The sequence below is a fragment of the Myroides phaeus genome, assembly GCF_009799805.1.
GTDB classification, from domain to species: Bacteria; Bacteroidota; Bacteroidia; order Flavobacteriales; family Flavobacteriaceae; genus Flavobacterium; species Flavobacterium phaeum_A.
This window is the reverse complement of sequence record NZ_CP047050.1, coordinates 1,907,172-1,926,712: the sequence shown is the minus strand read 5'-3', so window position 1 is coordinate 1,926,712 and position 19,541 is coordinate 1,907,172. Positions and strand designations below refer to the sequence as shown.

Below are 19,541 nucleotides of genomic sequence, written 5' to 3'. Positions count from 1 at the left end.
ATAAAGTTCAATACCATAACAACACAAAAAAAACCGATAACATCATTATCGGTTTTTTTATTTATCTCAGTATTTGCTCTAATAACACTATCCCCTATTTAAGAAACACGTTCAGCATTACCATTTATTCTTTCAATCAAATTTACGATCTTAACCACTTTAGCAGTATCTTCAAAAATACCAAACACACCGTGATCATCTAAATCTGTAAATGGTGGCTCAGAAAGCATGCTTTTCTCTAAAACCCCATTCACTGTTAAGTATTCAATTATTTTCTGCACAAAAAGCATTTGATTTGCATTTAAGTTTTCTTCCGCTATAAAATCAGCAAAATGTTCATTAGCAGCAGTAACATCTAAGCCAATTATCTTACGGATAAAAACACCTAAAGAAACACCATTATACTCTTTTTCAATATCCTTAATTTTAAACTCGCCCTCGTTAAAAAACACTTCTAACACTTTTAATTCAGCATCCGTAATCGGAATATTGCGATACAGTTTATCAATTACCAAGTGATTTTTATTCTTACGTATAAAACTTTCTACGCGGTCTTTATAACTCTGTAGCGATTTATAATTAATCAGTAAATCATGCTCTACAATCTCAGATACAAATAATACATCTTCAAATGCAGTATAAACAGGTACCTCTTTTTCATCCTCTTTTAAAAACTGCATAAGATCACGTAAATCTGTACGCACTTGTTCTAAGCGACTTAAAGTAATCGTACTCCAAAACTGCTCATCAACCACGTTGGTAATAATAGCCTCCCTTTGTTTCACAGCCGGAATATTTATTTTCTTGCGCAAAGCAGTACCAATCGCCATAATATTAGAAATAATATCTGCCTGTCTCTTTTCACATCTCAAAATAGCCAACGTCAATTGATAAATAACCAAATCAAACTTCTTAGCCATTTCATCTCGATCCTCATTATACGAAACAAGACCAGACACATGATTCTCAATCTCCAACAACGATGAATTATTTAAAGCATTCCAATTGTCTTTAACCTTATATTTTTTTACAGTCTCCCAACTTCTTCTTACCTCAAACCTATGCTCGTCTAACCTCTCAACCTTAGCAAACAACTGCTCTACAAATTCTGCCGCCAATGCTTGTTCTTCTTCTGTTGACTCCCCATCGTGTTGTATGGTAAACACCACCTCTACCTGAGCCTCAAAAAGACGTTGCTGCAGTGATTTTGCTGTTTTAGCAGTAAAACCATCCGGATAATTTTCAAAAAACTCAAAATTACCACAGATATCAAAAATCAAGAAAAACTCCTTATCCTTTCCTGGTCCAAAAATATCAGGACACAAACGCGTTCCCCTTCCAATCATTTGCCAATACTTAGCATAGGATTTAACCTCTTTAAAAAAGACTAAATTCAATACCCTTGGCGCATCTACCCCTGTATCCATCATGTCAACAGACACAGCAATTTGTGGGTCTTTTTCTTCCCCTTTATCAAAGCAAAAACGCTCTAATAAATCTTGTGCCTTATCCGAATAATTATCAATTACTTGTAAAAAAGTACCTCCATACTCAGGGTAATTTTTATTAAATCGCTCCTCAATAAATTTAGCATGCTTGTGATTCTTTGCAAATATTATTGTCTTTCCCAACTTGTCTCCAGACTCTATTTTTTGACCGTTTGTCATCAAGTGATCCAACACAAGATCAACCGTATCTGCATTATATAAAAAACTATTAATCTTACTTTTAGGAATATCAAGCACCCCATCCTCTACCTGCTCCTCAGCAGCAATGCCAAACAGTTCTTCAAATTGTCGCTTATCCTTGTCAGACAGGTCGTTGTATTTCACCCCATCTCTCGGAAACTTAACCGGAACAGTATACGCCTTTGGCGGCACTAAATGCCCGTCAGACACTGCCTTATCAAGTTCATACGCAAAAGTGGGGTTATCATCCTCTATCTCAAAAAGAGTATATGTATTTTTGTCAATTTCCGTTTTAGGCGTAGCGGTTAATCCGATTAAAATAGCATCAAAATAATCAAATATTGCTTGGTATTTTTGATAAACAGAGCGGTGAGCCTCATCTATAATGATTAAGTCAAAATGCCCTATTCCAAACAATTTCTCTCCATTACTCTTAGCCTCATCAATTTGATTAAGCATGGTAGGATACGTAGAGAAAACAACGCGAGCCTCTGTATCTTCTTTTTCTTTTGTCAAGTCAATAGCAGACAAATGAGGTAAATGTTCTTTAAACGCATTCTTTGCCTGTATCACCAAAGCGGTTCTATCTGCTAAAAACAAAATGCGCTTCGCCCAGTTGCACTTTGTAAACATATCTACTGCCGCCGCTGCCGTACGTGTTTTACCACTTCCGGTAGCCATCACCAGTAAAGCCTTGCGATGACGACCACGCATCTTTAGCTGATTTATCGTGACCATCTCTTCCGCTATACGCTGAATAGCTTGCAATTGGTAAGGTCGCCCTGCAATAGCCCTATTTACAGTAAAATTGCGCAAATCCATGCGCTCACTTCTTCTGCGAATTAGTACCTGTAATTCGTCTTTGGTATAAAAACCATGCACCGCTCTGGAAGGATAGAAACAATCATCCCACAAATAAGTTTTAAACCCATTGCTATAAAAAATAATAGGGCGTTGTCCGAATTGCTTTTCAAGCGAATCTGCATATAATACGGCTTGGTGTTTTCCTTTTGTAGCATCGTGTAGCGTGCTTTTTGCCTCTACAATTGCCAAGGGCTTTCCATTGTCATCCCACAATACATAATCTACAAACCCCTTACCTGACGGATTAGTAGATCGGGGCATATCCGACACTTCATATTCTATATCTCTACCCGCTTCAAAATTATGCCATCCCGCTTCTTTTAAAAGTAAATCGATCAATTGCTTTCTCGTTTCTTGCTCAGAAGTCAAAGCTGGTACAGGATCGCTATTTTTGTAGGCTTCTTCTCGCTCCTCCTTACGCGCCTTAATTTGGCGCAATTGCTCTTCTAACTGCAGTTTTAAAACCTCGTTTTCTTCGGCCAACAATTGATTGGCTTTAAACGCTTTTTCTGCCTCCTGACGCTTCTTCTCATTCTCAGCTACTAAAGCCTCTAACTGCTTTGCCGTTTTATCTTTCTCATCTCCATAAGGAATAAAACGCTCATCAAAAGCAGGAATATCAGGATTAGACTCACTGTAGTACTTACTCAACCACGACAGAAAGCGAAAAGTGTGTTTCAAAACACTCAAAGCCTCTAATGCTCTCACTTTTTTACCATGGGCTGCATCATTTCCAATACGACGTACAATATCTAATTCTACCAAAATAGATGGTTTAATAATTAGCTTAAACGAATCACTTTTTAGTAGTGATGCTAATTTAGTATCATACGGCAAATCTAATTCTTCATCGTTTTCGTATAGCCAAAACAATGTTTTTTCTAAAACCACACGACACAAAACTGCTGCATGACGAGGGGCAGTAAAAGTGAACTTTTCTGCTTCTATCATATCGGCATAAAACCCTGGAAACTCTCCTTGTAAAAAAGTAAAATTGGTATTCATATTGGCATTGAGTATTTCGACTAAAATACAACAAATTGAAATAGCATAAAAGAATGTTAAACAAAGATTTCTATTGACTTCACAGCCCTATTTATTTTATTTATTTCACATTTTTTAAGAGATACAAATAGAAATCAGACTCTTTTCACCTGCCTTAGTTATAATTTGTTAATCAACAAGCACTTTTTCAAATGCACAAAGTGCTTTTACCTTGCGTATTTATTTGAAACGAAGCAAAAAATAAGCAAATGCAACGCCTTGCAAACTGCCTATAAACAAAAAAGCACAAAGTATTTTACTTTGTGCTTTTATAGATATCGTTTAATGTCTGCAAAGAATAGGATGCCCATATTGCAACCTCCATAGCTTTTCCACGTCACTGGCATATAGAGTATATGCAGCATCATCTTGTAACCAAGAAATCAATTTTTGATGAGCTACCTCATCAAAATTAAAAAACGAAACATAAAATCGTTCTATATCCAAATTGGTGTTGGCTAGATTTAATGTCCCCGTACGAGGATCATTACAATTAAACTCTTGGCGAATGCGCTCTCTTAGCCCAAATGCTGGTTTAATTGAATTGCGATAACCACCTATACCATTGTAGAGTACAATGCGATTACCTACCTGCTGCTTACACACATAATCTAACATCTTGCGTTGATTAACTAAAAGACGAATATTAACATGCCGACTTTTAGGTATGGGTTCGTACGCCATAGTAGCAAGTTCCTCAAATGTATAATCTGTCCAAATCCAATACAGCCCTCTTTGCTTAGAGGCTAAATATGTATTTAGTTCCTTATAAGGCACAATCGTTTGCAATTGCGATTGATGAATGACTTCTAGATCTTCTTTCGTTATCACGCTCTCTTAGTTTTTAAAACTCTCTTGCAACAAACTGTTAAATAAGTCTTGACTTTTAGCAAGGCTTTCTTGTACCTGTTGTTTTTGAGCTTCTATAATTGCTACTCGCTCCGCAAATTGGTTTTGTAACGCTATTGGTGGATAATTAATCTCTAATTCTTTAATCATTGTTAAGTTCATGTTCTTCTGACGAACCCCCCTTTGTTGACTTTTATAAAATTCTTTTCCGTATTGTATTGAAAAATAAACAAATAATGAGTTTACTTTTTTATCATCTAATTTGGAAAAAGCAATAGCTTGATTACATGTTATTTCTTCTGTATTAATACTTGACTTAAGTGCTGCTGTATCATACATTCCTAAAAGAATACTTCCTTTTTCAATAATCTTAGCGGCTGAATTCTGAATAGCTTCTTCTGTAATAAACTCTTTTGATGTATGAATAAAAATTTCATTAAGCTCTCCGGATGAAACCCAAGGTATCCTACCTGTATAATATTTTTCAATAGATCTTAATGGTGTACCTCCTGATTTCCAAATTCCAAATTCATTTAATTCTCTCTTCTCCCATCTCTTTTCATTTTTTACAGGATCACCAAACATATCTAAAAAAAGCGATTGCGTTAAGGCATCATAGTTCGCAATGATTTCTTCCGTATAGCGGATAACTTCTTGCGCTTTATCTAACTTCGCTGCAATGGCTTTTTGCTCAATAAGTGAAGGAAAGGGGATTAAAGTATTATCAAATTTACCTTTTGTAATATGTTTCATTGTTGCACCATGAACTTGAGATTTTAAATCATCAAGAATATACTGAATTACAAAAACAAAATACTTTTTATCAATATTTAGCTTATCAAAAATAACTTTAAATATATGTTGATTTAACCATGCATCATCTCTTTGCCAAATATAAATCCCCAAAGTGGCTGACCAAGAAATTAAAATATCTCCTTTAACAACTTTATATTTTTCATTAATTTCTCCGTCATAAAAGTTAGTATCTTTATTAGACTTCGTTAAATTCTGAATACGAATTATTTCTTTTCCATTTTCTTTCCAATCTGTTGGTTTAAAAGCATATCCATTTACAAATGTAGCTACATCACCTAATCTAACTTTCTTCATACTTAAATAATTAACACCAGTGTACTGGGTTTTGGGTTTCTACTGCGGCTTTGCATATTTTTTCTAAAGCTTCTATGATATACTTCCAATAGCTATCACTTTGGTATATATCTTTAACCACTTCGTAAGCTATTTCTGTTTCCAAGGGCTTATTTTCACCCAACTGCATAGGAAAATAAGAACCTATACGCAAGCTTTTCGCCTGGTGATCGCAATACGCAATTCTTTTTTCTTCTACTACAACAGTAGAGAACTCCATAGCTTGAAACAAAATATAATCGTTCTCCACCCCATCTACTTCTTTGGTTTCTACAATGAAAAAACCTCGATTATCCAAAATCATTTTTTTGTTTAAATCAAAAAAAGCAAATGGAATTGTATCCTCGTAATCTCCTATCATGATAACGTTCTTAGATTCTTTCTCTCGCAAGACAATTTTCTCCATTGGAACTTTTAAACCTTTTAGATAGTGCAATTCATGTAATGCTTTTTCTGCTTGACTTGCAGGCATACAACCACCATTTACTGATGGTAATTCTTTTAGCAATACCGGAAATACCTCCATGCCTCCTTGGCTGTACAAATAACTTTTGAAACCAGCCATTCCCATTCCATTTGCAAGCCACACTTCGGCATATTCCATAGCCTCATGCGAACAAGCGGTGTGTTTCCACTCGTCAAATTGGTTTTGTTTTTCAAAATAAAGCTCCCAATCTTCATCAGTATGCAGATCCGTTTCGGGAATATCTAAACTCAAACCATCTTCATCCAAAACCACCAGCTCTGGAAAAGGCGGAACCGAAGTTTTACCATCTTGGTAACATCTACAAACTACAAAAGAACTGTAACTCACTATCCCAACATTTTTTCCAGTTCTACAATAGCAGCTTGTCTTTGAGCATCTAATTCTTTTATAGCAGCAATAATATCTTTGGGTGCATCGTAGTGCACTTCTTCATATACGACTTCTTTGTATCGGTTAATGCTTAAATCATACCCATTAGCTACAATCTCTGCCTTTGGCACTAAAAACGATTGCGCTGTACGTGCTTCTACTAAAGCTTCAACCTCTTTAGGTGTTAAGTCCCCTAATTTATTCCATGCACCTAAAATAGCAGGTATATCACATTTTCCGGCTACTTCTTCTAACACGCTCTCTGGTTTTGAAAAAACCTGAGCCATAGCCTCTTCTGACACTAACATAGTACGCTTGTCGTCTAAACTATATCCATCAGCTTTCATATCGTAAAACCATACGTTATCTGTACCTCCCGAATTTGTTTTAGTAAAAATCAAGATAGCCGTACTCACCCCTGCATAAGGTTTAAACACCCCACTTGGCATTGAAATAACACCTTGTAATTGCTGGTTTTCAATCAACTCTTTGCGGATGTTTTTATGAGCAATAGAACTACCAAATAACACACCATCGGGTACAATAACCGCAGCGCGACCTCCTAATTTTAACATGCGCAAAATCAAAGACATGAATAATAATTCTGTTTTCTTTGTTTTTGTTACTTGCAATAAGCTACTTTCAACCTCATCATAATCTAAAGCTCCTTTAAACGGCGGATTGGCTAAGATCAAAGAATACTGACTCGTGATTTCGTTGCTTTCTGCTAAGGCACTACCTCCCATCACAACAGGAGTGTCTATACCGTGCAACTGCAAGTTCATAGTAGCAATACGCATCATCGAAGGGTCTATCTCAATTCCGTTAAACATCTTGGTATTGTAATGCTCGCGAAACCCTTTTTCTAAAAACCACTCGTTGTGAACCTCATTTAAATACTGACTTGCATTCACTAAAAATCCAGCCGTACCCATTGCAGGGTCACAAATAGTATCTTCTTTTGTCGGTTGCATCAGCTCCACCATCATACGAATAATGTGGCGAGGCGTACGGAACTGTCCGTTAGTCCCTGCTTCTGCAATTTTACCCAACATATATTCATACAAATCTCCTTTGGTATCTTTTTTATTTAAAGGCAATTTGTCTATTTGTTGTACTACTTTATCTAACAACTTTGGTGTTGGAATCATAAAAGTAGCCCCTTTCATATACTCTGAAAACTTACCACCTACAGCGCCAATGGTTTTCATAAAATCAAAAGCAGTAACGTGATTTAATTCTTCTTTTGGACGTGTAAAAATATCAAACATCACCTCTGAATCTTTGTCTTTAAAAAAATTCCAGCGCAGGCTTTTTTGGTCTTTGGTATAAATATTTTTCTTTACAGAAGTACCCAAATCGTTAATTTCCCTTTCAATTAAAATTTGTCTATCATCTAATTGTTTCAAAAAGATAAGATACGTAAACTGTTCTATTACTGTCAATGGGTTAGAAATACCCCCTGTCCAGAAATCATTCCATATTCTATCAATCTGAGACTTCAATTCTCCTGTAATCATAATTGCCTGTATTTATTGTTATTAGTTAAAAACATTACACCAAACAGCTGTTTACTGTGTGTTTAAAATGCTTTTCATAAACTTATCCACCAAAGATAGGGCAATGCAAAACATTTGCAATTATGCCTTATCTATTATTTTAAAAAAAGAGCCATCTCTTATCTAACACAGATAATGGTTTACAATACAAACAACAGATGAATTAAATATGCTATCCCTCCCAAAAAAAAGAGAAACATTAAATTTCTCTTTTTTAATTTCGTAGTTCATTATATTTTTTTAAACGAATACGTTTTCCTATAAACATTCAAAAACATTACATAAATATGTAGGCAATATTTTTTTAATGGTAATTTTCTAATTCGTTTTTATTTTTATGCTTAATAAGTAAAAACAGTATTTGAATGTATTTACATATATAATACATTGTTATTGTGGATATGGAAACATATAAAGAGAAAAGAACTAAACTTAAATTTAAACTAAATTCTTTTTTTAGAATTGTAAAGCTTATAATTTTTAAAAAAGATTCATTATATAAAACAAAGATGAATGACATCACAATAACTATAATATTTAATGCAATCAGTTTTTTTGAAAATTTTATTAAACTATTATAAAATGGCCTATCACTAAATTTATCAAACAAATATAAACTACCTACAAAAACCCCAAAGAAGAGTGCTGAAACATCTATCAGTTTATCATTAAATAAATTTACCTTGTCACTATATGTTACTTCTAAGCTATAATTTATTATAAATGAAATCACACATACAAGCCAAGGAATTATAGAATCTTTCCTCTTCCTAAATTTTATTCGCTTAATTTCTTTTATATTTTCCTCACTAATCATATATAACTTTTAAGATCCTTTATGTTCTCATTAAATAATTCAATAATTTTTTCTTTCCTTTCATTTTTTTGCAAATCAACTCCAACTCTAAAAACTTCTAATTTCATTCTTAAAAAATAAATATCACCTAACAAATTTAGTTTTGTTAATGATCGATCAGATTCTTCTGTATACCCATCAACCTCTACAACAGAAACATAATCATTTAATTTGGACTTCGATATCGAATTATTAAAATAATTAATAACTTCTAACATTAAATCTTTTGCTAATCCCCCCTTACTCTTAGGTTTGTCTACTTGAAATATAATTTCAGAAGAATCACTATTAAATTCAACAGCTTTCTTAATTTCTTCCTCAAAATTAATAGCTATCTTATCATTAATACTTGCCTGTAAAATTTTTGCTTCCGCTAGATACTTTGCAGGTTGTCTTACCAACATTTTAAACTTTTTATATATATCCATATTTAAAGCTTTCTTATATTGATCTTTTTTATAGATCGTACTAAATTTAATATCATATTTTTCAGTACCATCTTTAATATTAAAACTATGAAGAAAATCTATAAAACCATCTAAGTAAATACTATTAGAATTAATTTCATAAAATAATAAATCATTCTCTTTATCGTATAAAAATATATTCCCATAAACAAGAGAATCCTCTTCTTGTAAATCTAAAGGCTCAATCTTATTTGTAGTACCATTTAATTTAGGTGGAATATTCTTAGTAATTTCAGATTGAATAAATCCTATGAAAACATTGCTATTATCCTCTATTACTTCATAAGAAATACGCTTACCTCTTATTTCTTTTTTTATATTTAAAAGATTTTTTTTAGAGAGTATATCGTAAAATCTCAGGCTTTCTCCTTTTAAATTTTTCACTACAGAACTCACTACATCTACTTTTTTACTTGAAGGCTTATTAGTCATTAAAATATTATTAAAATTAACAAACAAAAGAAAGTTTTATTTGTTAATAAATAAAATGCTTTACTAAATAAACTCCTTACTTCACAAAGTATATAACATAAAAAATCCCCAATCAAGGGGATTTTCATCTTTACTAACAAAAAGCATACAAACTACCACCTTACTAACGTAAAATCGCCCAAATATTGGCTTTTAGAAGATGCTATAATTCGGTCGGACTTAGTCTGATACCAAAAGCCCCAAATATGCACCGTGTGTGATAACCACCCTTTGTGAAACTTTATAAAAGCCTCTGTAGATTCTCTGTTTTCTTCCATTTCAAGAATAGAGTACTCTTTGCTAGTTGGATTATTAATATACAAAACCAGTCTGTTTTTTTCATCTGGCATTAGTTCAGATTCAAACTTGTTCCATCTAATTCTAACCTTTAAACCACGTCTTAACCTTACGTTTCTACTCCTACCTGCCTACCTACAAACACCTTAATCACTGAATTACAACAACATACATATCTCATTCGCTTCTTTCTTTGGAACGGCTTTGCAATAGTACAAGAATCCTTCGCAAAACAAGGGTGTTTTGCGAAGGATTCCTAACCAATGCCAAACTCGTTCCCGATAAAAACAACAAAGTAAATCATTATTCAAACATCATAAAGGCAAATCATTATTCGCCTATATAACAATATAAAGTAAAATATATCTGTAATAAAATATCTCTTTTATAACTGGAAATTGAAAGACAACAAATCTATCATAAATAGTTTTATATAGATACAAGAACAACCTATACCTACTTTTATTCTTATTTGGTTAGAGAGTATGACACAGTACTCAAGCACGTCCTGTGAAATATGATAAACCGGAAACAGGTTGTAGTGCCAGTGCTTTTTTAGGGAAGTTTTAATGAGGAGAGTGTTGTTGGAAAAAGAAAACCCCACAGTGTATGCTGTGGGGGTTTTGGGTTTCTATATAAATTAATAATTATCTATTTTTTTATTCGTGGCTATATCAAGCTTTACATTTGCTCGTCGAGCTTTCATTTGTATATTTTGCTTATCTGTATCTTTCTTAGGAGAACTACTACATACTATATACGCTTTTGAGTTTCCTTTAGCCCCTAATTGTCTTTTAGTTTCAATTATTTGATCTATCCCATGTTTAACATCAGTTCCTTTTAATTCGATGAAAATTTCTAAATCTTTACTGTCTACAATTAGCATAAAGTCACACCTTATCCCCTCTTTAATCTCACATCCATCTACGGCAACTCTTTTGCTTACAACCTGATCGGGATTATTCAGCGTTAATTTTCTTCCATTTTCTTCAAAAACGTGAATCTTACGAGAATCTTCTATTATACATGTACTCATATTAATCAAATTCTATATCCAACAATTGATCAAATTCTCTCCCTATATCATTAGACACCTCATCTAATACAGTAGCATTGATTATATTGTTTTCTTCATCCATCAAATCAATAAGTGCTGTTTTTGTAAGTGCATAAGCTCCAACAGCATCACAGCTTAAAAACTGTTCTTCTGTAATTACTTTCCCTACCTCTTTGCGTTTTTCTGTATTCTTATTTGCTATATTCCCAGCATAAATAAGATTATTAAATGACGACAAGATATACGGACTATGTGTGGTAATGAATATTTGAATATTAGTAGAGTTGCTATTATACACCTTTGCTAACAACTCAACAATTGCTTTTTGAGCTGTAGGAAACAAATGAGCTTCAGGCTCTTCTATGTACAAAATACATCCTGAAGTATTCAACTTTTTATCATAAATAGCTCTCAATATCATCAATAAAGGCAAAGCTTCTTGTTGTCCTGAAGACACATTTTTAAGTTCTACTTTACGATTATCTTTATGCAAGATATAATCTTTACGATTATCATCGCGTATAAACTTACCTCCAATTACATCTTCAATTAAACGATCACAAGAACTATCCTCATTGATTGTAGTTTGAAAATCACTAATTATCTGATATAGCTGTCCAAATTCTCTTAAAAAATAGTCAATTGAATTAGTATCACTATTAAGAATTGAATAAATGTTAGAATGTAGTGTTGAGAAAAAACTACGCCCTGCAGGAATAAAAAGCTGTGGTACATTCCTATCTCTAATTTGATTACGTACTATGTTTCGAAAATTGTTTTTTCGAGATAAATATTCTTGAATATCTTGATCTTTATAAATCTGAAGCTTAGAGTCATTTTTAATATTGTATAATCCTTCCAATAGATTATTTATAGCGTTGGGTAAATGAATATCAAAATTGCCAAGACCATTACCTTCTATAACAAAGATTTCCCCTTCTATACTAGTATAAGTAATTTTAAAAGGTTGTTTTGTATTAAAACTACTTTTATCAAATATCTTTTTAAATTTGTTTTGTACTGACTCTTTAATAAAACTTACTTGATCTGTAGTTTCAATTCGTTCAACTGCATCATTTACAATCCCTTTAAAGAAATAAAGCAATTTTACAACAACACTTTTTCCAACCCCTTGAGGGCCTATTAGAATATTGACTGGTTTAACTTCTAAATATAGATTGTCAATTCCTGCAAAATTCTTAATATCGATTGTTTCTTGATTTACCATAAAGTTATTAGTATAAATATAATGCTTTTTAAAAAGTATGCTTTCTCAAAAACAAATATACTATATATTGTTTTGTTATCAGAGTTGTCTTGTTTTTTATTACTTTAGTTATAAAAAAACACTAACGCATATTGCTTTTTTTAAATATCTTTTCAATAACCTATTAGACAGTTTAAACGCTATTAAAATGAATGATAAATATTGAATATCTTAGAGTTCAAACCTTTTATCCAATTGAGAGAAAAGAGGAACTTGATAAATTAAAAGGAATGAAATTAGAAATTGTCAATGATAATTATGGTTTTTACTCATAACACCTAAAAGCTTATTTTTAAAACTATTTACTTTTAAAAAAACTCTACAAAGCTTGCTTAACCAAGCTCATGATATATTCTAAATTATCTGTACTTGAAACAGCTAATTCATAATCTCCATTTCCATAATGCCCTTTTGTAGAAGCATCAATTGTTAGCTTTTTAGTGTCTTCTAATGTTCCTTTCTTCATATTAATCCACAAGATCAAATTCTTCTGTTGAACACGTATATCAACAATATTATTTTTCAACTTAAATGCGATATACATCTTCTTGGGAACAATTTCTATATCTCCCGATAAATTAAGAATAGATGCTTTAAAAGCTTCATATAATTCTATAATATCATCACTCTTCCCTTCTAAATGATTTTCTTCAGAATAAACAATTATTTCTTTTGCTACTTTAGCTATTTGCGAATCTTGATCGCTCTGTACCTCTTTAATAGCTGGTGCTGACTTTGACTTCTTAATAGGATTAACTACAATGATATCATTCGTATATTGCTTTATCTCCCATAATTCAATAGGCAAGTCCTTAAAATTAGAAGCTTGCTTTTGAAATGAAGTAAATGATGGTGATACAAAAACAACTTTAGATTGAGACCAATCTACATCATTGCGCTTTAGATTACCGCTTTGACTTTCGTTGTATTCTACTATAAAATCTGCGCGATTCTCTAACATCAGATTCAGATAAGATACTCCCTGATCGACTACAGAATAACTGCGCTCTCTTTTATACTCTATAATAACAAACGAATTGTTCTCTTGATCATAAGCTAAAGTATCTATGCGATTTGCTTTGATAGAAAACTCAGATTTAATAAACTTCCACCCTGTTATATTCTCTAAGTTGGCTTCAAATAATTGCTGTATTTCTTTCTCTAGCTTAAATGGCTTTTCTTTTAAGCTTGACAACTTACTTTTTTGTTGAGTATATAATTGCATAGGATACTGTTTTTATTTCTGATTTGATTTTTTTTCACAAGATGTCCAAATATACAATAAGTAAAATCTTGATGATAATTAAATGTGCAAGTGGTGCTCTTTATTTAGTAAACAAACTGGGAACTGAATTAAGTGAGATGTGAAACGTGATGTGTCAAAACTGAAAACAGGAAACCGAAATATCATTGTAAAGAAAACACCACAATTTAACCGGAGCGCCTAAGCGGCCTTATTTGTTTCTTTTTGGTATCAAAAAAGAAAAGAAAGAAATAGAAAAACATAATTTTTCAAGAAAGAAAGGTTGAAAGCTGTGCTTTCAAACAAAATATGCAAATGTTAGATATCAGTCGTAAATGGAAATCATTGCTTTTAATAAACAACACATCATTATAAACCTCATAATTACAACTCATACAACAATAAAAAAAACAATATGTCACGCAGTTATAACCGATGATAGGTCCACGTTAAATCACTTGTTAAAACTTGCAACAGAACAGAATTTAGCTATCTTCGTATTACTAAAACTGAAACAACTTTATGGAATGTATTTCTGTATTTGATATGCTCAAAATTGGCGTAGGACCTTCAAGTTCTCATACTTTAGGTCCGTGGAGAGCAGCAGAACAATTTTTAAATGAACTGCACGATCGCCAAATATTTAATCAAGTTTCTAATGTAAAAATAGACTTATATGGCTCGCTTTCTCTAACGGGAGTGGGACACGCAACGGACTTAGCTGTGATGCTGGGTTTAAGTGGGGCTGACCCTGAGTATGTGCCTGTAGAGGATATAAGCTCAATTATAGCTAAGATAAATGATACGAAAACCTTGGTTTTAGGGGGTAAAACACCAATTACCTTTGATCCTAAAACTCAGATTGTTTTCAATAGAAACTTCTTGCCTTTTCACGCAAATGGAATGACGTTTACTGCTCAATATGGTGAACACGAAATCTATGAATCTACTTTCTACTCTATTGGGGGTGGATTTGTTGTGAAAGAGGAAACAGCACAGAATAAAGAAAATGACGAGATTAAAGCGTCTTTCCCTTTCCCTATTGATAAGGCAACTGAACTGTTAGCTTATTGTAAAGAGCAAGGAATGTCGGTTTCTGAAATCGTGTACGAAAATGAGAAATCTCTTCGTACGGATGAGGAAATTCACCACGAACTTATGCGTGTGTGGAATACAATGCTGGAATGTATGTACATTGGTTGTCACACTGAAGGTATATTGCCTGGTGGACTAAATGTGCGTAGAAGAGCATATGATACTCACTCTAAATTAAAAGGCGAATTACCTTATACTAATCCACAAGAATGGCTACAAACAATCCGCAAGACGAAGGTGTACTTCCGCCAAATCTTGAAATGGGTAAGCTGTTTTGCTTTAGCTGTAAACGAGGTTAACGCTGCTTTAGGTCGCGTTGTTACTGCTCCTACAAATGGTAGTGCAGGAGTAATTCCGGCTGTTTTGATGTACTATTTGGTAATTGAAAACCACAAGGCAAGTGAGAAAGAAATTAAGCAGTTCCTTTTAGTGGCGGGTGAAATTGGTAGTATCTTCAAAAAAGGAGCAACTATCTCTGCTGCGATGGGTGGTTGTCAGGCTGAAATTGGCGTGTCAAGTGCTATGGCGGCTGGTGCATTGTGTGAAATGATGGGTGGTACGCCTGAACAAGTGATGATGGCAGCTGAAATTGCTATGGAACACCACTTGGGATTAACGTGTGATCCGATCGGTGGTTTAGTGCAGGTACCTTGTATTGAAAGAAATACAATGGGGGCTATTAAGGCTATTAATGCGGCTGAATTAGCGTTAGACACTGATCCTAAGAATGCGAAAGTGCCTTTGGATAAAGTGGTTAATACGATGTGGGAAACGGCTAAAGATATGAACAACAAGTATAAAGAAACTTCTGAAGGTGGACTGGCAGTTGCTGTTAGTTTGTCTGATTGTTAACTATATGAAGAGACTAATAACGACAATACTTTGTTGTATTACAATACAAACGTGGGCGCAAGACATACTGTATGTCAACGCGCCTACGGTTGCTTATAAGGATAGCCAAGCAACGCAAAAAATGGGTATCTACACACAAGGAACACAGCTGACTTCGTTTGAAAAAGTGTCTAATAAATTGTATAAAGTGCTGGTTGATTACCAATCGCCTATGTACATAAATGACATTAAAAACCTCAGCACGAAGTATAAAGAGGTGGAAACAATTGCTTCTCCTGCTCCTATTATTGATAAGGACGAGTTTTATGCGGCTCCTCACTTGTTTACAACTGTGGCGGGACTAAAAGTTCGCGAGTATCCTTCAAGTACGTCTTCTGTGTTGGGAACAGTGCTAAATGGTACTATTGTGCCACTACCCTTTTTCCCTGACGATAAAGAAGCGTGGGTTTCTATTGATTATATGGATAGAAAGGGGTATATTCAAGCAAAATTTTTAGGACAACGCCCTGATTTAGACGAGTTAATCCAAGCGTATAAGTATGCTACGGACACTCAGGACCAAAAGAAATACGCTGAGCGCGTGTTGGAATTGGGTTGGAATAGTGCGCATTATTACACGATTCAGGCGTTAGACGTTTTTGTTGAGTATGCTAAAAACAACAATTTGATGGAGTTAGCAGAGATTAATCAACTTAAAAAACAAGTTTTAGAGGCAACTCCGCTTGACGGGGATTCAAGTAAAGTAGAAAAGCTACAGAAAAAACAACAATTTGGTTTTACAATCAACGGCATCGTTGAACCATTGGCTGGTTTTGATGGAGAGCTGGTTAAACAATATATTGGGTATCCTTTAGAGACGTACTCGGATTTGGAAGATTGTGCTTTAGGTGATTATGAAGGTAATGCTTTATATAACTCGGCTGAGTTTATCACGAACGATTTGTCAAATACCGTGAAAGCTCGAAAAATGGATATGCTTAATTTCAACGGTTTTAAAATTGGCAAACATTTGCTAAATGGCGAAACAACGGAGAAAGATTTTTTAAAAATAGCTAAGGGGTTGATAGGTAATATCTCGCCTTTAGACAAATCATACACCATTTATTTAGATGGACAGGCTTGCCTTTTCATCTTCCAAAATGGATTATTATCAAGAGTGGAATTGATTTATTACTGTTAATCCTTTTAATTCCCCTCTTTTTATCTAATTTTACATTTCTAACAAAAAGAACAATTATGTCAGTAGCAAAAAAAGATTATAAGAAAGTGACTACTAAGTCGCTTATCGATATGAAAGCTAATGGTGAAAAAATTTCAATGCTTACGTGTTATGATTACTCAATGGCTAAAGTATTGGAAGCTGGAGGAGTAGATGTAATGCTTGTAGGTGACTCTGCAAGTAATGTAATGGCAGGACATGAGACAACATTGCCTATTACATTAGACCAAATGATTTATCACGCACAATCTGTTGTACGTGGTGCGGAGAGAGCTTTAATAGTTGTTGACTTGCCATTTGGTTCTTATCAATCGGATCCTAAAGAAGCTTTGCGTTCTGCAATTCGTATCATGAAAGAAAGTGGTGCACACGCAGTTAAAATGGAAGGTGGAATTGAAATTAAAGATGGTATTAAACGTATCTTAGATGCTGGTATTCCTGTAATGGGACACTTAGGTTTAACACCTCAATCTATTTACAAATTCGGAACTTACACGGTAAGAGCTAAGGAAGAAGAAGAAGCAGCTCAATTAATTCAAGACGCTAAAATGTTGGAAGAAATTGGATGTTTTGCTGTTGTTTTAGAGAAAATTCCTGCTGCTTTAGCGAAAAAAGTAGCTGAAAGCATTTCTATTCCTGTAATCGGAATTGGTGCTGGTAATGGTGTTGACGGACAAGTATTGGTTATCCACGATATGATTGGTTTAACACACGAGTTCAACCCTAAATTCTTACGTCGTTATTTAAACATTTTCGACCAAATGAAAGGGGCTGTTGAGCAATACGTACAAGACGTTAAAGCTGTTGATTTCCCCAACGAAAATGAACAATATTAAGCTTATATACTCTTTTATATAAGTTCAAAAATATCCTTTAAACACTATTAAAGGATATTTTTGTTTTAAAATCTATTCTATGAAAATTGTTTCTACACCTGATAACTTACAAGTGCTTCACGAGGATAACCATATTATTGTGGTTAATAAACGCGTGGGTGATATTGTTCAAGGTGACCAAACGGGCGATATGCCGCTAAGTGATATCGTCAAGCTTTATTTAAAGAAAAAATACAACAAACCAGGTGAGGTGTTTTTAGGGGTGGTTCACCGCTTAGACAGACCTACGTCGGGATTGGTGGTTTTTGCTAAGACTTCAAAAGCGCTTACTCGCTTGAATGAGTCGTTTAAAAATAGAGAAACACAAAAAACGTATTGGGCGGTAATTAAGAATGCCCCTCCTAAAGTGGAAGATACTTTAGAGCATTTCTTGGTTAGAAACCCTAAAAACAATACGTCTAAGGCGCATAAAAAGGAAGTTCCAAATAGTAAGAAAGCAAAGTTGTCTTACCGTATGTTCCATCAGTTGAAAACATACTCTGCTTTGGAGATTGATTTACACACGGGACGACACCACCAGATTCGCTGTCAACTTGCCGCTGTGGGGTGCCCGATTAAAGGGGACTTAAAGTATGGCGCTGACCGCAGTAATCCTGATGGAGGTATTCACTTACACGCACGCAAGCTTACTTTTGTGCATCCTGTTACAAAAGAATCCTTGACGATAACTGCCCCTACTCCAGAAGATGTTATCTGGAATGAGGTATCAAACTAAAATATAAAAGGTGCATATCGCAATTGATATGCACCTTTCGTATTTTATATGGTTACCAGTTTTCGGTTAACAGTTCCCTGTTCAACGCATCATGTATTTCGGTTTTCGGTTACCGGTTAACAGTTTACGGTTCGACGCATCACGTTTTACGTTTCACGTATTTCGGTTTTCGGTTTTCGGTTATCAGTTCCCGGTTTCCGATTAACAATTCCCCTTTTACTTTACTCCTCTGTAACAATCGGTTTATCATTTCGCGACCACTCACTCCACGAACCAACGTATAACTTCGGAATCTCCATTCCTGCTGAGGCGATGGCTAATAAACTATGGCAAGCAGTGATGCCTGAACCACAGTGAACGATTACTTCTTCTTTTCCTGTAAACGCTTTGGTGTATTTGTCTTTCAACTCATTAGGTGATAAGAACAATCCGTTACCATCTAAATTAGACATAAACGGAATATTCACTGATCCTGGAATATGTCCTGCCACTTGGTCAATAGGTTCTGTGTGTCCTTTATAACGACTTGGCTCACGAACGTCAATAACCAAATAAGTAGGCTTTTCTGAGTTTGCCTCTACTTCATCTATTGTCGCTGTTGGCAATAACCACGCATTAATAGGGTAAGCCCCTACTGCCTTTATCTCTACGGGTTTATCATTCGTAGGAAAACCTTGTTTCACTGCCTCTTGTATTCCTCCGTTTAAGACCTGTACCTTTGGATGTCCTACTGCTTGTAACATCCACCAAAAACGAGCTGCCGAATTAGCGCCGTTCTTGTCGTCGTAAATGACAACGTGACTATCAGGTGTTATTCCTAAGTCTTGTAAAGCTTGAGCAAACTGAGCTAACGTAGGTAAAGGGTGTCTTCCGCCTTGTGCTGCGTCTGCTCCTATATTAGCCAACTGCTTGTTAGAATCGACAAAAATAGCACCCTCTAAATGCTGTGCGTCATAATTTGCCTTTGCGTCTTTGTGGTTTGAAGCATCAACAATAACAAGGTTATCCCCTCCTGTTTGTTGTAATACTACTAACTCTGACACTTGTATAATGGGTTGTAAGCTCATCTTTCAATAGTTTTAATTGTGGTTCTAAAA

15 protein-coding genes are annotated in these 19,541 nt (G+C 34.3%); 4 read left to right on the top strand and 11 right to left on the bottom strand.

Going from position 1 to position 19,541, the window contains the following annotated elements:
- Nucleotides 1-98: 98 nt before the first annotated feature.
- From GQS07_RS08600 to GQS07_RS08555, 10 genes are all read right to left on the bottom strand, one after another.
- Nucleotides 99-3,557, bottom strand: coding sequence for a DEAD/DEAH box helicase family protein (locus GQS07_RS08600; protein WP_158210450.1), 3,459 nt, complete (start codon nt 3,555-3,557; stop codon nt 99-101).
- Between the two features lie 321 nt (nt 3,558-3,878).
- Nucleotides 3,879-4,280: a hypothetical protein gene (locus tag GQS07_RS08595; RefSeq protein ID WP_158210449.1), complete on the bottom strand. Its 402-nt coding sequence runs from the start codon at nt 4,278-4,280 to the stop codon at nt 3,879-3,881.
- Between the two features lie 153 nt (nt 4,281-4,433).
- The gene (locus GQS07_RS08590) at nt 4,434-5,555 is read right to left on the bottom strand and encodes a restriction endonuclease subunit S (RefSeq protein WP_158210448.1); all 1,122 of its coding nucleotides are present in this window, start codon (nt 5,553-5,555) and stop codon (nt 4,434-4,436) included.
- A 10-nt stretch (nt 5,556-5,565) separates the two neighbouring features.
- A complete protein-coding gene (locus GQS07_RS08585; protein WP_158210447.1) occupies nt 5,566-6,408 on the bottom strand; it encodes a hypothetical protein in 843 nt (280 codons plus the stop codon).
- Nucleotides 6,408-7,970 carry a class I SAM-dependent DNA methyltransferase gene (locus GQS07_RS08580; RefSeq protein WP_158210446.1) on the bottom strand — a complete coding sequence of 521 codons (1,563 nt, stop codon included), beginning with the start codon at nt 7,968-7,970 and terminating at the stop codon, nt 6,408-6,410. The genes GQS07_RS08585 and GQS07_RS08580 overlap by 1 nt, the downstream gene beginning before the upstream one ends.
- A gap of 343 nt (nt 7,971-8,313) precedes the next feature.
- Nucleotides 8,314-8,826 (bottom strand): hypothetical protein, encoded by a 513-nt coding sequence (locus GQS07_RS08575; RefSeq protein ID WP_158210445.1) that lies wholly within the window; start codon nt 8,824-8,826, stop codon nt 8,314-8,316.
- Nucleotides 8,823-9,764 (bottom strand): DUF6731 family protein, encoded by a 942-nt coding sequence (locus GQS07_RS08570; protein WP_158210444.1) that lies wholly within the window; start codon nt 9,762-9,764, stop codon nt 8,823-8,825. Before GQS07_RS08570 ends, GQS07_RS08575 begins: the two co-directional genes overlap by 4 nt.
- A 976-nt stretch (nt 9,765-10,740) precedes the next feature.
- Nucleotides 10,741-11,136, bottom strand: coding sequence for a hypothetical protein (locus tag GQS07_RS13685; protein ID WP_199269092.1), 396 nt, complete (start codon nt 11,134-11,136; stop codon nt 10,741-10,743).
- 1 nt (nt 11,137) lies between these two features.
- Complete coding sequence (locus GQS07_RS08560) at nt 11,138-12,385, bottom strand: AAA family ATPase (protein WP_158210443.1); 1,248 nt, start codon at nt 12,383-12,385, stop codon at nt 11,138-11,140.
- A gap of 358 nt (nt 12,386-12,743) precedes the next feature.
- Nucleotides 12,744-13,649: an endonuclease NucS domain-containing protein gene (locus GQS07_RS08555; RefSeq protein WP_158210442.1), complete on the bottom strand. Its 906-nt coding sequence runs from the start codon at nt 13,647-13,649 to the stop codon at nt 12,744-12,746.
- Between the two features lie 540 nt (nt 13,650-14,189).
- Here GQS07_RS08555 and GQS07_RS08550 point away from each other — a divergent pair.
- The 4 genes from GQS07_RS08550 to GQS07_RS08535 all read left to right on the top strand — a co-directional run bounded on the left by GQS07_RS08550 (nt 14,190) and on the right by GQS07_RS08535 (nt 18,444).
- Nucleotides 14,190-15,614 carry an L-serine ammonia-lyase gene (locus GQS07_RS08550; RefSeq protein WP_158210441.1) on the top strand — a complete coding sequence of 475 codons (1,425 nt, stop codon included), beginning with the start codon at nt 14,190-14,192 and terminating at the stop codon, nt 15,612-15,614.
- 4 nt (nt 15,615-15,618) lie between these two features.
- The gene (locus tag GQS07_RS08545) at nt 15,619-16,794 is read left to right on the top strand and encodes an SH3 domain-containing protein (protein WP_158210440.1); all 1,176 of its coding nucleotides are present in this window, start codon (nt 15,619-15,621) and stop codon (nt 16,792-16,794) included.
- A 56-nt stretch (nt 16,795-16,850) separates the two neighbouring features.
- Nucleotides 16,851-17,669: a 3-methyl-2-oxobutanoate hydroxymethyltransferase gene (gene panB, locus GQS07_RS08540; RefSeq protein WP_090407256.1), complete on the top strand. Its 819-nt coding sequence runs from the start codon at nt 16,851-16,853 to the stop codon at nt 17,667-17,669.
- 79 nt (nt 17,670-17,748) lie between these two features.
- A complete protein-coding gene (locus GQS07_RS08535) occupies nt 17,749-18,444 on the top strand; it encodes an RluA family pseudouridine synthase (protein ID WP_090407252.1) in 696 nt (231 codons plus the stop codon).
- A gap of 221 nt (nt 18,445-18,665) precedes the next feature.
- Here GQS07_RS08535 and GQS07_RS08530 read toward each other — a convergent pair whose 3' ends face one another.
- Complete coding sequence (locus GQS07_RS08530; protein WP_158210439.1) at nt 18,666-19,511, bottom strand: sulfurtransferase; 846 nt, start codon at nt 19,509-19,511, stop codon at nt 18,666-18,668.
- Nucleotides 19,512-19,541 lie beyond the last annotated feature (30 nt).